The organism is Gammaproteobacteria bacterium (assembly GCA_029882975.1).
In the GTDB taxonomy this organism is placed as follows: Bacteria; Pseudomonadota; Gammaproteobacteria; order SZUA-152; family SZUA-152; genus JAJDNG01.
Genome location: JAOUJW010000057.1, coordinates 1 through 14,270, shown reverse-complemented (window position 1 = coordinate 14,270; position 14,270 = coordinate 1). Strand labels below are relative to the sequence as shown.

Annotated in this window: 17 protein-coding genes and 9 tRNA genes; 21 read left to right on the top strand and 5 right to left on the bottom strand. The window is 43.2% G+C overall.

The annotated features are described in order from the left end of the window. Positions 1-124 precede the first annotated feature (124 nt). Positions 125-316: a hypothetical protein gene (locus OEY58_22875; GenBank protein MDH5328288.1), complete on the bottom strand. Its 192-nt coding sequence runs from the start codon at positions 314-316 to the stop codon at positions 125-127. A gap of 143 nt (positions 317-459) precedes the next feature. On the opposite strand from OEY58_22875, the gene OEY58_22870 reads away from it, so the two are divergent. From OEY58_22870 to OEY58_22855, 4 genes are all read left to right on the top strand, one after another. Then, entirely contained in the window at positions 460-1,101 is a 642-nt protein-coding gene (locus tag OEY58_22870) for a response regulator transcription factor (protein ID MDH5328287.1), read from the top strand. A gap of 213 nt (positions 1,102-1,314) precedes the next feature. Next, the gene (locus OEY58_22865) at positions 1,315-1,554 is read left to right on the top strand and encodes a hypothetical protein (protein ID MDH5328286.1); all 240 of its coding nucleotides are present in this window, start codon (positions 1,315-1,317) and stop codon (positions 1,552-1,554) included. 129 nt (positions 1,555-1,683) lie between these two features. Further along, the gene (locus OEY58_22860) at positions 1,684-1,929 is read left to right on the top strand and encodes a LamG domain-containing protein (GenBank protein MDH5328285.1); all 246 of its coding nucleotides are present in this window, start codon (positions 1,684-1,686) and stop codon (positions 1,927-1,929) included. Between the two features lie 381 nt (positions 1,930-2,310). Then, positions 2,311-3,438 (top strand): hypothetical protein, encoded by a 1,128-nt coding sequence (locus OEY58_22855; GenBank protein MDH5328284.1) that lies wholly within the window; start codon positions 2,311-2,313, stop codon positions 3,436-3,438. A gap of 450 nt (positions 3,439-3,888) precedes the next feature. Here the strand turns inward: OEY58_22855 and OEY58_22850 are convergent, their stop codons facing one another. From OEY58_22850 to OEY58_22835, 4 genes are read right to left on the bottom strand one after another with little or no spacing between them, the layout of a single operon-like run. Beyond that, positions 3,889-4,488 (bottom strand): hypothetical protein, encoded by a 600-nt coding sequence (locus tag OEY58_22850; GenBank protein ID MDH5328283.1) that lies wholly within the window; start codon positions 4,486-4,488, stop codon positions 3,889-3,891. 43 nt (positions 4,489-4,531) lie between these two features. Next, positions 4,532-5,857, bottom strand: a complete 1,326-nt coding sequence (locus OEY58_22845) for a hypothetical protein (protein MDH5328282.1) — start codon at positions 5,855-5,857, stop codon at positions 4,532-4,534. Between the two features lie 52 nt (positions 5,858-5,909). Then, positions 5,910-6,788 carry a hypothetical protein gene (locus tag OEY58_22840; GenBank protein ID MDH5328281.1) on the bottom strand — a complete coding sequence of 293 codons (879 nt, stop codon included), beginning with the start codon at positions 6,786-6,788 and terminating at the stop codon, positions 5,910-5,912. Continuing rightward, positions 6,766-8,106 (bottom strand): radical SAM protein, encoded by a 1,341-nt coding sequence (locus OEY58_22835; GenBank protein ID MDH5328280.1) that lies wholly within the window; start codon positions 8,104-8,106, stop codon positions 6,766-6,768. Before OEY58_22835 ends, OEY58_22840 begins: the two co-directional genes overlap by 23 nt. A gap of 478 nt (positions 8,107-8,584) precedes the next feature. Here OEY58_22835 and OEY58_22830 point away from each other — a divergent pair, with 478 nt between their 5' ends. The 17 genes from OEY58_22830 to OEY58_22750 all read left to right on the top strand — a co-directional run. Next, entirely contained in the window at positions 8,585-9,340 is a 756-nt protein-coding gene (locus OEY58_22830) for a hypothetical protein (protein MDH5328279.1), read from the top strand. A 195-nt stretch (positions 9,341-9,535) separates the two neighbouring features. After that, positions 9,536-10,357, top strand: coding sequence for a class I SAM-dependent methyltransferase (locus OEY58_22825; GenBank protein ID MDH5328278.1), 822 nt, complete (start codon positions 9,536-9,538; stop codon positions 10,355-10,357). 248 nt (positions 10,358-10,605) lie between these two features. Continuing rightward, the gene (locus OEY58_22820) at positions 10,606-10,761 is read left to right on the top strand and encodes a hypothetical protein (protein ID MDH5328277.1); all 156 of its coding nucleotides are present in this window, start codon (positions 10,606-10,608) and stop codon (positions 10,759-10,761) included. A gap of 69 nt (positions 10,762-10,830) precedes the next feature. Continuing rightward, positions 10,831-11,001 (top strand): hypothetical protein, encoded by a 171-nt coding sequence (locus OEY58_22815; protein MDH5328276.1) that lies wholly within the window; start codon positions 10,831-10,833, stop codon positions 10,999-11,001. Positions 11,002-11,154: 153 nt separating this feature from the next. Further along, positions 11,155-11,249 (top strand) — tRNA-Ile (locus OEY58_22810). A 5-nt stretch (positions 11,250-11,254) separates the two neighbouring features. Further along, positions 11,255-11,331 (top strand) — tRNA-Thr (locus tag OEY58_22805). 48 nt (positions 11,332-11,379) lie between these two features. Continuing rightward, positions 11,380-11,454: transfer RNA gene (locus OEY58_22800), tRNA-Asn, on the top strand. A 43-nt stretch (positions 11,455-11,497) separates the two neighbouring features. Beyond that, a tRNA-Glu gene (locus OEY58_22795) sits at positions 11,498-11,582 on the top strand. An 11-nt stretch (positions 11,583-11,593) separates the two neighbouring features. After that, a tRNA-Pro gene (locus tag OEY58_22790) sits at positions 11,594-11,671 on the top strand. A gap of 93 nt (positions 11,672-11,764) precedes the next feature. Beyond that, a tRNA-Leu gene (locus tag OEY58_22785) sits at positions 11,765-11,841 on the top strand. Between the two features lie 29 nt (positions 11,842-11,870). After that, a tRNA-Trp gene (locus OEY58_22780) sits at positions 11,871-11,944 on the top strand. A gap of 35 nt (positions 11,945-11,979) precedes the next feature. After that, positions 11,980-12,055, top strand: a tRNA-Lys gene (locus OEY58_22775). Position 12,056: 1 nt separating this feature from the next. Then, positions 12,057-12,130: transfer RNA gene (locus OEY58_22770), tRNA-Met, on the top strand. Positions 12,131-12,278: 148 nt separating this feature from the next. Next, positions 12,279-12,503 (top strand): DUF1232 domain-containing protein, encoded by a 225-nt coding sequence (locus tag OEY58_22765; protein MDH5328275.1) that lies wholly within the window; start codon positions 12,279-12,281, stop codon positions 12,501-12,503. Between the two features lie 15 nt (positions 12,504-12,518). Next, complete coding sequence (locus OEY58_22760) at positions 12,519-13,019, top strand: ATP-binding protein (protein ID MDH5328274.1); 501 nt, start codon at positions 12,519-12,521, stop codon at positions 13,017-13,019. 18 nt (positions 13,020-13,037) lie between these two features. Beyond that, positions 13,038-13,886: a hypothetical protein gene (locus OEY58_22755; protein ID MDH5328273.1), complete on the top strand. Its 849-nt coding sequence runs from the start codon at positions 13,038-13,040 to the stop codon at positions 13,884-13,886. A gap of 184 nt (positions 13,887-14,070) precedes the next feature. Continuing rightward, positions 14,071-14,270: transposase (locus OEY58_22750; GenBank protein MDH5328272.1), on the top strand; the 200-nt coding region annotated here is incomplete at its 3' end.

The following is a 14,270-nucleotide window of genomic DNA, read 5'->3' as shown; positions in this document are numbered from 1 at the left end:
TCAATAACATTATCTTTGCTCATGTGGTGTGCTTCCTTTGTCGTTTGTTTTTCAGCGAAAACAATTATACAACAAAGGGCACGCCACCCTTTCTAGGTGCTCATACACCAGAAATGATCATAACTCATAAAATCGTTAAATACCATGTAACGAGTGTTTGTTGCTGACCTAATGGCCACAATACATAAAGCACTACAATTCCACCAAATACGCAAGAAAAAAGCGCAAAGGGTGCATTTTTGTAGATAGTCTCTATTTGCTGCCGAAATATTTCATCCGGATGGTGTTGTATATTAGGCATACGTATGTTTGTCATACTTCCACCTGCTATATAGTGTGTTAGATATAATGACTAATAGTACATTATTACCCATTACAAAAAATAATTGATTTAGTGCAAATTGAATGTAAGTGAAGTTATTGTAATATGCCAAAATCCTGTTCTTTAGGAGAAAGAAAATGGACGAATCGCAATATAAAAGGGAAAAAATTTTAATTGTTGACGACCACCCACTATTCAGTGAGGGGTTAGAAAAAATTATTCATATAATGGAACCTGATACATGTATATTACATGCCTTTTCTTTTCAACACGGTATTCAGATTTGTGCAAGCCACCCAGATTTGGATCTGATTCTGTTGGATTTAAATCTCCCTGATCGAAATGATGTTTGTATGATTACAGCGTTTAGAAAGAAGTGTCCTGAAATAAAAATTGCGATTATCTCTGCATGTGAAAACCAAGAAACAGTATCGAAGTATCTGAAAGAAGGCGTAAATGGGTATATCCCGAAGTCCTCAAAGAGTAACACACTCATTATGGCGCTAAAGCTAGTGTTGGGTGGAGACGTATACGTTCCCCCGACTGCATTTAATACAGAATTAACATCTAGCAGGAACAAAAAACAAAAATTAACAAATCGACAAATGGAAGTACTACGACTGCTTGGGAAAGGAATGTCAAATAAAGAGATATGTAGACAGTTGAGCTTGGCAGAAGGCACTGTTCGTGCCCATTTATCGACAATATTTTCACAATTAGGCGTATCCTCAAGACTTCAGGCCGTTAACAAAGCAAAGGAATCCGGTGTAATAGCGTGAAGGTTACGTCCACCAGTAATTATGAAGAGATTCGAATTAACAAAGTAACCAACCAATGGAGAGATAATCTATACAGCCTGGAAAACAAGGGATAGATTCCTAAAAACGTGTAATACGGTGGCCAGAGGGAGGACAGGCCCCATCTAACCATTTCGCATGAATGAAAATAGCAGTTGATGGGGGAGGGCGGAAGCCGAAAGGTCACGGGGTCAAGTGGCTAGTTTCATGTACTGTGTCTGGCAGTGGCCTAAAACAGACACAGGCAACGGGCACGACGGTACGGTCATGGGTGCAAAATTAACGACAGACCGCAAAGGAAGCGCCAACAGTGCCTACGCCTTTTCAGGATCCGACTATATTATCATCGCCGATGCGCCACAGCTACGCGGAGGAACAACCTCAGTGTCCGTCTCACTTTGGTTCAATATTTCAGCTTACAACGCGCTTTGGTAGCCGCTAAACTCAAAATTGAATCATGTGACTCGAATAGGCAGGGGGTCCGCCATATTTGGGGACAGAAGGGTGCTATACGGTAGCGAAAAATCAGGCGAAGATTTCCAATGTTTTTAATCCACGGGAGCTGTGGCGCCGCTAAACCAGTGGAACCACATGGTGTCTACGGTGAATCCGGCTAGAGTAAAAATACATCTTAATAATGAACTAGTGGGCGACTGTCCGATTCAAAACAATTGGTTTGCGACTAATGCTCCCGTCGAGATAGGAAGAAACAATTATGACGGCAAGTTCATCACCGGATCTATGGATGATGTGAAAATCTATACAGGCATATTGACTCCAGAAGAAGTAACACAGCTGTTCAGCGAATAACTGTGAAACTGTGATTCAGTATATAAGACTGTTAATCGAATGGCTGGCACTGGGGGCAGGTCGCTCTGTCCCCCAGGCACTATTCGCACAGGCCTGTCGAATCTTAAAGCGGCCAGTGAATTAATAAAGATACCCAAAAATTAGTCGAGTAAACCTATTAGGCTAAAACAGTGTGATTTACATAGGGGTAACACACAGCGCGAAACATGGAACCAATAATTAAAGTTGAAAATATTTGTAGTGCTAGTTAGAATCAAAAGACAAATTATAAAAACATAATATTAGAACTACCAGCCAAAATAATTCCAATGGTCACGCCTATATTGTTCCAGCTATATACGGAGCACTAATATCGTGCATATAAAATGGTAGGGAGAAAAAATGATTGGTAAAAATCTATGGGTTGTATTGTTTGTTTTAGTCCTCGTAACTACAATAGGTTGTTCTTCTACAATTAACACTAAGCAAACGTGGGATAGTGACAGTGCTATTTTTGTAGATGCCAAACAAAGGGGTATATACCGCACTAAGATTGAAGAAATTGATGGAAAGGAAAAAGTAGTAAACCGATATTGCGCAGAACCATCGCCCGATGCCCTTTCAGCAATAGCTGCAACATTAGGAGTAGATTTTTCAATCACTGATAAAGGCAAAATAGGATTGTCACAATCAGTAGCAGAGAGTGCGAGCACTATCGGTATTCGTACCGCTGCAATGCAAGCACTAAGAGATATAATGTACCGTAATTGCGAAGCATACGCGTCTGGTGGAATAACGAAATTCGGCCTTGAAACTCTGCAAAGACGTTTTCAAAGCACCATGGTAGGCATTCTGGCCATTGAGCAGCTGACAGGTGCTGTCAGAGCACCCGCCACCACATTGGTCAGTAAAGCTAACAGCGGATCCGCCGACGCTATAGTAGATCTTACCAATAAATCAGAAGTAGCACGAGCTGCCTTAAATTCGGCAAAGGAGGCGGAAGCTCAAAATCAAGAAAAATTCAAGAAAAGCGTGTCACAGAAGGAAGAAACAGAGAAAATGGTGAAAGACGGTAAGTCCGAGGCAGAAAGAATTGAAAATACTGACAAGCCATCCGATGCTGAAAAAGAGAAGCTGAAAAACTATAAAAAACTTGTCGAACAACACAACAAAAACGTTGCAGAAGAAGAAAGTGCAAAAAAGGCATACGAAACTTCTGTGGCTACGACAAAGGAAAAACAACAAGCCTACAATGCTATAGATTCCGCACGATCAGCTGCACTTACCGGCGGAGGTTCTGGGTCTACAGCAGCTACTATAGAGACTATTCAAGGAAAGCCGTTGAGCGACGAAGCTACGAAACACGTCGCTCTCGCAGTGCAAAATATTGTAGGCCAAGTCACCAACTTAAGTTTTAAGGACGAAGTGTGTACCACTCTCATCGGGTTATCAGCAAATACCGTCCCGAAAAAGGGAAGCGCACTGGATATTTGCCTCACATTATTGAGAGATGGTCGTATTAAAAAATAGGTGACCACCACGATGTAGAATTTTCCTACAAAGAAGGCATTTCTCAATATTTACAAAAACAAATTAATGGGAGTTTTGGTATCGGTTTGCCAGTGGGCTCATACCAAGGAAAGGAGACGGGTAGAAAATTCTGCAACGATAGTCAAACCAAAAGGCATCCGTATCGCTTATAAAGAACTAAGCTCTGCACTTCCGCCGTTTTCACGGGCACTTTCGTATTGACGGAAAGACTCGACCGGTGGCATTCGGAATACGCATCGCTTTTTTGTCAGTGTTCTACGTGTTTTGATGTTGACCGTGTTTGTTAAGCGTTTTTGCATTTATGCGGTGCGCATTTCAGATTGAATGTGGCTGGGTTTATTTAACGCGAAAACAGGCCATATGCGGTCTTAGTGCCTGTCCACTGAATCGCAGCCCAAACTACAATCTTACGGTTAGTTCCCATATGGGTTATTGAAAAGCTAATTCCTGTGAAATCATCACAAACTCTTCTCCACCGACATGCGTATAATTAATGGTGAATACATGGTTTTTGGCAATTGTAGGTGTAGAAGCCAGACGTAAATCCAAGAAATCATCAGATCGATAGTGGTTTGAAATGAAATCAACAAGGGTAACGGCGTTGGTGCCGCCGTTTAGAGCTGCGTAATTATGGTAACCCGCGGCATATACCTCGAATAAGTCGGCTAAATTCGCGCCAGATAAATGCTGTTCATCATAGTCAGCGTTGCTGGTTATGACTATGTCTTCTATGATTTCGTCAGTATATGCTGGGCCTGGTGAACAAGCGTACGCATTTTTAACTATTGCGAAGTTAAATTTAAACCCATTTTTATAAGCGCCAGTATTGCGATCGGCAATTTCGATGCGGAACGAAACATCGTTGAACTTGAATGTATCTGCTTCATTGTTGTTTGGTAGTAATATATTCAAACGAAGTGACTGAATATTATATGTATTTGTAAAACCATCTGGTCCATCACAAGATGGGTATTTACAACCTGGTATAACTATAAAAAATAAGACTACTACGTAGACGAAAAACTTCATTGTCTGTTCGCTTCCTGGTGCAACTAATTCAAAGAAAACAACGCTATTTTGAATCTAACTTCAACACATCACTAAGATCTTTTTGCTGTTGTAGTGCATTTAATACTTTTTGGGTGTAGTACTGTGCTTTGAATTCTGTATTAGACGAAAAATTAGCCCTTGATACCAAGTTAGCAGACAAATTATTGAACGAAGCATGTTCTATGAAAACTATTATGTTAGTGGAGTTACCTGAAAAATATTGGGTGTCAATTAAACTGGTGGACTGGTTTGCATTAAGCACAGTATCCTGTAAATCGCCAATTTCCAGATTTAGCGGGTTTCCTTGCGCGTCGAGTAATATATAGTTGTTACTGCTCTGTGCTCTTCCTGCAGCGGAACCGGTGTTTCGTATTGATATGGACACTTGTTGCGGATTTGTGCCTGTAACAGAATAACTTTCTGCAACAAAGTTATCTTTTGGGAGCCCAAAAGGTACAGGGAGTGTTCCATCGGTAACCGATAAGAATGTTGAAAATTGAATTGAGGCAATTGCAGCATACACATCTCCCAAAATCGCACCAGCAAAATAGCCGCTTTCTCCAGGCCCTAAACAGTGATTAGCGAATTGACTGGTACCTAAGGTACGGATACTCCCATTCAACAACACGCCTATTTCAAGAGATGTGGTGATAGTTGTTTCAGTTGAGTCCCTAATTACTCCTCCGCTCAACGTTGCAGTACAATGGGTATTACTGACCGTGTTATTGGTAACCGGAATTATGATGAAACTCGCTATCGGAGAGTCGTCATTGGTAATATACGCATCTCCAAAATAAAAATCATTGCTTGTTGCCGGGACTGTCAGCGCTACAATTTTATGCAACTGGCTATTGGGTAGAGAATTGTCCCCAATTGATGCACCGCTAATGGGTTTGTTATCGGTTCCACCACCAGCACCGCCGCCGCCTCCACCGCCTCCACCGCCTCCACCATCTCCTCCGCCACTGCTACAGGAAATGAGACCAGATACCAGTAATATCATCGTAAAGCCATACAACGGTAATTTTAATAGCTCAATAGCTTGAATTATCAACCGCACTGGTTTTCTCCTGTTTTTTATTGGTACATTGAGACCATCCTTGAACTTGCTTTTGTGGTTTAAAACAGGCAAACAATTGAGTTCAAGGATAAATACTCTATTCTTAAGACGGTCTGTGCTCTGGCCGGATAACGTGGGTATATTTTTGGTAATTGTCCATCCGCTGCAAGTATTCCTGCATTCTCGTAATTGCAGTGGCCCATCGTTGCCCATACTATCCTTACCGAGAGTAAATCTCTGCCTGTCATCGAGTTGACCGGTAAGGAAAATAAGATGCCAACTATACATTTATCGCTTTCATAACCATGTCGGCTAGGCGACATTTGATTGTGATAGATTATTAAAATTCCACCTTTGATAAGCACGACAGCACTGAGATGTCATCCTGTTGAGATCCAAATACCTGTATAGGTATGGCGGATATATTTTGTCGCAGTAGTGTCTTGTAGTTCAAATCAACGGTCGCCAAGTATCCCACCTGGGGAATACGCCAGTGTGGGTCCAGGTCTGTTAAACGTTGTTGCAATCCATTCCAGGCTCTACTAAACGCCTGTTGCAGAATTGGAGCATAGTTCAAATGGTGCTCTGGATTTGCTTGCGTGAATCCCGCCAATGGTTTGTTACAAGTGGCCCAGCCCAATTCACCGGGTTTTAAAGCGAGTTTGGTCAAACTGTTTACATAAATAACGTTTTGAGTCGCCAGTGCAGCTAAGTGGGCAGTCCCTAAAAAGTCGTAGACATTATCACAGACCAGCCATCGACCGGGGTCTGCGTTTAGCCATTGGTTGATACTCTCCAGTTGCTGTTGGGATAGATAATTACCTTCCGGTATTAATGGATTGGCGATTAATGCTATCGCCTTGGGTGTAGCCGGTAAACGCAGCTCGCGTTGTTTCAGTGTTGGATAGGTATGATACGCGGCGGCTTTCGGAACACATTCAAAATAGACCGGATAAATATCCTCGGGTAGAGCTATTTGATAACCTTCGTTAATAAACTGGGTGAAAATCTCCCGTAATAACTGTCGCACGCCGGTGGAAGATTTAACATAGGCAGCACCTTCGCTGATATTACACGAAGCAGGGTGTAGGTCTGTAATCTGAGCCAATAGCGTATACGGATTCAGCTCATCTAAAGCTAACAGTGGGTGAGTCTTGTTGGAAACCCTATATTCTCGATGTACCGACTCACGGTATTTAAGATACGTTTGGTAGTTCATACACGCTTTCTCTTACTATTACCTCACTGTCTTCCGACTCCAATGAGGCAAAACAACGTCCGTCTGCCATCAGGTTCCAACTGCGACACAGTTTGTGTTCCAGTTCCCAGGATAGGGAAGGTTCGGTATAAGCGGCTATGGACATACGTCTGCCGTATCGTTCCACTTCATAAACCGGACTTCCCCAGGGTAGCGTGGCTGCCATCGACCAGTTCTGTTCACGGGCGTGACACACCAGTAGGCTCAAAGGTACCTGGTTGTCATAGCTCCAGGTATTGGCTTCGTTTTCGTAAAAAAGGGATTCGGTGCTGGTGGATACGTACAATTCTTTAAAACAAATTTGTTCGATTCCCATTTGTGCTGCCCAACTAATATAGCGTTCGATGGTTTCCGCCGAATCCACACCATCTTTTTGCATTACACACACCAAACGCAATCGTAAACCTGCCAAATGCGGTGTTATGGTTTTATAGGCACTGTGAACTCGTTCGAAATCTACATTCAAATTCATGATGGATTGGCATTTTTGATCGTCAAAATGATGGCGTGATATGGCTAAGACAGTCAAACCCTGGTTATCCAGGTCAAGTAGGGCTTGTTCCACATTCGCCGCACTGGAGACAAAATAGCCGTTGCTTATCAATACGGTCTTATCAAAATAGGTTTGACTGATCTGAATGAGTTTGTGAAGTTGGGTACGCGGCAATAATCCCGGTTCTCCGCCCCCGGTAATTACACCACGAATGGCGCCGGCCTGCTTTGCCTGGGAAAACACCTGATGTACCCGTTCAAAGTCAATGCTATTTTTACGTTGTAAGGTGGATATGGACGATGAAGAAAAGCAAAAAGAACATTTCGCCTGACAGCCCCTGGCCACGGGCAGTACCGAAACGCTACGGGGGACCAAATCGCTGTAACTGGAAGAACTGGGTTGCATAACCCGATAAGCCTTGGCCATCGCTTCTTCCATACGTAACGGTAATAGTTTTTTATTCCGAATTGTGTAGATTGCGTTAACAACGATACTCGAGGATTCAATATATTGTCCTAATCCGGTTCCGGTGAATTCATTTGGTATTAAGTCCGACTCCGCGATACTTGTTTCCAAGGCGATGAGTTCGTTACCCGGATACGCCAATGTCTCAAGTAGAGCCTGTGCCTTGTTGATGCCAATATCAATGGACGACTCATGCAGTAAAAAGAAAACGCCCGGATAGGTGATCGACGGCAATTTGGATTTATCGTAGCTGCGTGTGTACTTATCGTAAGCAATGTGTAGATTGCTTAGAACAGTCACATGTAGTTGTTTAATAGTCATAGGCAGGCAGCTCAAGAGCTTGTTTTCCCACAAAATAAATAAAACTGATATTGTAATATATACACTAAATATAATAGTGTAATAATAACACTATGTCAATTGGCAAATCGATCCAAGGAATAGTCAATGAGCAGACTTTATGCCGCTTCGACTACAGCCGGTTTTTTATATGAGACGGTTGTAAAGCCGGTTGGTTTGTGACCCGGTCTTCCGATAGCTGCAAATCGCTGTAAGGGTGAATAAATACTCAATGCCAGGTAAACCAAATCCTGATTTTCGGCATCCAAGACATATCATGAATTTGCTGGAGAAAACCCTATATTAAGCATTGATTGTAGGGTTAATAAAGAAAGCAAGTGGATTTGGCTACACTGAATCCTGTAGTTTCGTCATGATGCGTTGGGCTTTTGTGAGCAAATATGCCCAAACTGCTCATTGATTTGTTGACCGAGCTTGCAGCTTAAAATAAGGAGATACCATGCCTGTTAACTACGATAGACAGCAACTATTTATTTTCGAACCCGAACTTGATATCGGTTTACGTGCCGGTGCTTTTGACGGTTATGGTAATGTGAATGACTTGGATCTGGTTCGAAAACGCGCGGCATTAAACACCTGGATGAATAATGTAAAGCATGAAGCCAGTGCAGAACATTTGAGGACGCGAGGTATGGATACAGGGTATATTGAGTGGCTTCCATACGATCTGGATGATATAAATTGCAAGTGTAAAGCGAAGTTCTATTGGGATCAATTGCAACTGGTCGTCAACTCCAACAATGATCCAAACAACCCATACAACGACACTGCGGTAAAAGAAAACTTAGAGCAATTCAATAAATATTGGAACTCCGAACACAAACAACTGATGGAGGCGGCTTCAAAAAGGCCTTACAAAGAGGGAACAGGAACCTGGACTGTTGTTCATGCTAATCAGCAACCGGGCCTTGCCGTGTTATTCAACGCCGGCATCCTGAGTAATAATCTGTCCACTTTCAACGGTCACAAGTATAACAATATCCAAGGTAAAAGCGGCATGCTGCCTAAACGCACTAATTATTGGGCATACGATTATGATACCGGGAAATCCACGCGAGGAGCAGCCAGAGTAGTGGTTGGCCCCGTTGATGCCAAGAACAATAATAAACGTGAAGTCTGGTTTACCGACAATCATTATGCAACCTTTGTGCGGGTAATCAAAGGCAACAATTTGGTATTGGATGCGCATAAATAAGCCCGTCTTGCTTTCCTGTAGACGAAAACCGGGGATGAAAACTGGGGGCATAATGTTCTGATCCCTGTTTTCGAACTCAGGTTTTATCTCGATTTTTTGTGACCTCGGTTTTGTGTAAGACAGATATAACGTCTACACTAACAAAGTCTGATTAAGCACTAACCGGGTAGAGATGAAGGAACTATAGGATATTCTATGAACGAACCACCAAATATGTTGAGCACCGTTACTCCTTGGGATATGGTCGCCGAGGGTTATGCCGAAACCACAATGACTTTTTTTCGTAGTTACACGGAAAAAGCACTAGAACTGGCAAGACTTAGCAAGGACTGCAAAATACTGGATGTGGCCTGCGGTCCAGGTACGTTGCCGCTTTTGGTTGCCGCTAAAGTCAACTCCGTACATGCTATCGATTTCTCCGAATCGATGATCTCCTTGTTCAGGAATGCAATATCCGAACAGGGCATAAAAAATATTGAGGTTCACTGTGGCGATGGCCAGGCGCTGCCATATACCGATGGGTTGTTCGATACCGCATTTTCCATGTTTGGTTTGATGTTCTTTCCGGATAGAGAAAAGGGCTACAAGGAAATATTCAGAACTCTGAGACCGGGTGGTAAAGTCGTAATCTCCAGCTGGGCGCCGGTTTGCGATTCTACGTTAATGCAAACACTATTCGGTGCCATAAAAGCTATGAAACCGGAAATCCCGGAACCCCAAACCGATATTGAGTCTTTGGAAAATCCGGAGTTTTTCCGCAACGAACTGACTGCAGCCGGCTTCGCTGATGTGGATATCATCGGTTTTAGCGGAGAATTTCCCGTCAATAATGTGAAAGAGTTTTGGACCGACATGGTTAAGGGGAGTGCTCCGATTGTGATGATGAAAAACGATATGTCCAACGATCAATGGAACGAACTTGAGACAGTCGCCCTAGGCTATTTATCTAAGCAATTGCCCAATATGCCAACCACCCTAAGTTCCAAAGCATGGTTTGGAGTCGGTGTTAAACCGTAGGACTCTTTGTGCGGAAAACCTATGTCGAAAACCTATGTCAGAGCACAGTATTCTCTAATGTTGTACCTTGCTATTTACTTCGCCAATTTTGAAATATTCCAATAGTCTTAAATAAAAAAAATCAAGAAATTTGAAAATATACTTGCATTCCTGAAATTCGCAGCTATACTCTAAGCCATGATGATTAAGCAAGCTAAAATACCATTGTCCAACAGACTCTTACCCAAGCTCCGTTTGGGGAGTTTGCTGTGGTTGTTGGTCCCCATAGGGAACATAGTGAAACCGACAGCGGAAAAAACCGAGGCATGTGCCATGCCCAATACTTGTTGAGTAATCTTTCAAGGTTTTCCTTGGAAGGTTGTCCGACCAAGGGAAAAGAATACAAAACCCTGGTCGATGAGTAAGTGCATCCATCAGGGTTTTTTTATTGGCGAAGGAAATGCGAGTGAGAACAGGTTCCAGAGTAAGAAGCAATGAAAATACAAAGTGATCAATACATACTGACTCCGGGTTTCGAGACCTTGCCGCTGGTGTTACCCAAACACCCGTTACCTGCCCATGGCTGGTTTCCCGCTTTCGAATGCATGCTCATAAATCTCAACCATGAAGAAAAAAATTATGGGAAATTAACGATTATGAAATGACCTTCTGCTCACAAACAAGTGGAAGGTAAATAAAATACCTTCCAGAGAACAAACGCCTCGGTAGGTATCGTAAAGATGATAGTTACCGGGGCTTTTTTATGCCCAATCCGAGTCCACTGGTGACCGGATGCTGTTATTTAAAAGTTAGAAAACAGCCCTGTAGTTTAACAGGTAAAACGCCGAGCTTATACCTCGGGAAAGCGCCAGATTAGCGCGTGATGCGGGTTCGAATCCCGCCGGGGCAACCAAGTAAGCCGGGATAGCTCAAGTTAGCAGAGCGACTGCCTTGTAAGCAGTGGGTTGTGGGTGCAAGTCCTACTCCCGGCACCAGAAGGTTGGTTAGTAATTAACTTTGCGACCAACCAGTTAAAGAGATATTGGCAGGTGCACCATCGGTAGGTGACCTCCCTGTTAAGGAGATGCATGTGGGTTCGAGTCCCACCCTGCCAGCCAACATTATCAGGCACCTGTAATAGGGTGTACTGAATGGTTTACGGAACCGGTATGCAAACTGGGTTAAGCGGCCAGGCCTTCAACCTGGTGCCACTAAGGCGTTGCGGGTTCGATCCCCGTCCGGTTCTCTAAGTTTTATCTGGGTGTAGCTCAGTCTGCGCAGAGTTCTCGGTTTGGAACCGAGAGGCCACAGGTTCGAATCCTGTCACCCAGACCAATTTAATGCGGAAACGCAGTTTGTAGAGCGCAACGGTGCAAGGTTGAGGACACGAGTCCATTTCACCGTGTGCGCTCTAAATGACATGATTATGGCGCGGTGGTGCAATTGGCAGATACGCCAGGCTTAGACCCTGGATGTTGTGAGTTCGAATCTCACCCGCGCTACCACAATTAGCCGAAGTACCGGATTAGACTTCGCCCCAGTCGCTTAACGGTAAAGCCCCTGATTCCAAATCAGGCGCCGGCAGTTCGATTCTGTCCTGGGGTGCCAATTTATAAGTCTAAGGAAAGAGAGAGTAGTCAATAGTTCCCGTAGCTCAATGTTGAGAGCATCCGCCTTTTAAGCGGACGGTTGCAGGCGAGAATCCTGCCGGGAGCACCAAGGCGACATAGCTTAATGTAAAGCCCATGGCTCATAACCATGAAGATACAGGTGCAAGTCCTGTTGTCGCTTCCAATTTACTTAATTTATGCAGACACTAACCAAAGGTATATCCAATAAGATATTGCACGAATTCCGCGGACAGACATTCTGTCGTGTACAACGAAAATTGATCGATATACAATAATTATCTTCCGGAATCCGGACAATAAGCGGAGTAACCATGTTAAAGACAGTCGTCATCCTATTTTTAGGCATTATTTCCTTGTTGTATATTTTCAATCCGGGTGCAGGGATATTTGAACTTATACCGGATAATATTCCTTTTATTGGAAACCTGGATGAAGCAACAGCTGTTATGATTTTGCTGGCATGTTTGCGTTACTTCGGCATTGACATTGGGAATATTTTCAAACAACGCGATAACAAACGCATAGACAAAGATTGAGGCGAAAAACGCTTTATGGCAAGACTGATTATTGTTTGTGGTCCTACCGGGGTTGGTAAAACCACTTACTCCATTGGGCTGGCCAAAGAAATTAGTGCGGTTCGATTTTCCATCGATCCGTGGATGCAGACATTGTTTTCTAAAGACATGACGGAATTGGATTACTCCTGGCTGATAGAGCGGGTTTACAGATGTTATGATCAAATATGGGAAGTCAGTGAACAAATATTGTCATTAAACAATAATGTGATATTGGATTTAGGCTTTACGACCAAAGAGCAGAGGAAGGTTTTTGTGGACCGAGGCAGAAAATTGGATATAAACGCCGAAACACATTACCTTGACGCTCCGACGGAGGTACGCAGACAACGTGTCAACCGGCGCAATGCCGAAAAAGATCCCAATGTTTATGCCTTTGAGGTTACGGATATAATGTTTGATTTTATGGAACCCAGATTTGAAGTACCGGATGCCGACGAACTAGAAAATGGTTGTAAAGTGCAAAACATAGATTAGTTAACCCAATATCGTACCATGCACGAGTTCAATCTGGATAAACGTTTTGTCATTCTTTCAAGGATCGCGCTGGCAATACTTATCTTGTTTGCCTTATCGGGTCTTGGTTTGCCGTACCTGGCGAGCGAGAATGGTGTAGATGCAACGGTGCTTATAATCGTGACCATTTCCTTTTGCACTTTTTTCGGTTTTCTAGCTATTTTCGCTTGGATTGTCTTAAGAAAGATTCGCTATGCTGACGTGGTGGTGGACAAAGACGGCATCTGGTACAAGCACAAGGGAAAAGATCATGGCTTAGTGTCCTGGGGCCGCATTGAAAAGGTGAAAGAGCGTGCTCCTTTGCAGTGCCTGGATCTTATAGGGGCTGATGGGGCGCATTTGCTGCGTGTTGAATATCAGTTAATTGAATTTGAGCGGCTTAGAGATTTTATTAACGAAAGAGTGAGAAGTTTCGGGGATGAATTCATCCGATCACACTTCGCAAAAGGAGTATGGCATCATCTTTTTTACTTGCTGATCACGGCGTGCTTTGTAGGGATGGCGTGGTATGTGGGTGCTGAAGGGGAATACTGGTTTGCCGGGGTTTTTGGTGTTCTGGTGATTTTTCTAATTTATGAATATTTTACAACGGTTATATCAATTGCAATATCCACCAATTCTCTTGAAATAGGGTATCCGGCAAGGAAAAAATCTATACCGTTTTCGAACATTCTGGATGTGGTGTTAAACGATGAATTTGTTAAGGGCAGTCGTATTCCTGAGGTGGAAATTATCCTAAGCGATACCACCAAACCGTTAAAAGTAAGGCGATTGGATGTGGATTCAAATACATTGCATACAGTAATTAAAAAGGCTCTGCGCAGGTAAATATCGCGTGTTGTACATGAATGGCCATTATACGTGAATTGATTGAACGGCCACATATTTTATTCTAAGCAACTGCGTAACCTGAATATAAATAATTGAGTGGTACTCACGAAAATAAAGAGCAGTTCCCCGCAAGAGCCCAAATTTGAGAATAGGTGCAATTGCCTAATCGCTTGATTTCCGAATTGACCACCACCGCATTGTCACGACTCCAAATCCGTGTAAAGCCGGCATCATACACGCCTATTGTTTAATGGGTAACCACTATCACTTGCTTATCGAGACTCCCAACGCCAATTTAGGTCGAATTATGCGCCATATCAATGGGGTTTACACACAGCGTTACAACCACCTAAAGCGGACAGACGGCCCGTTGTTTCGAGG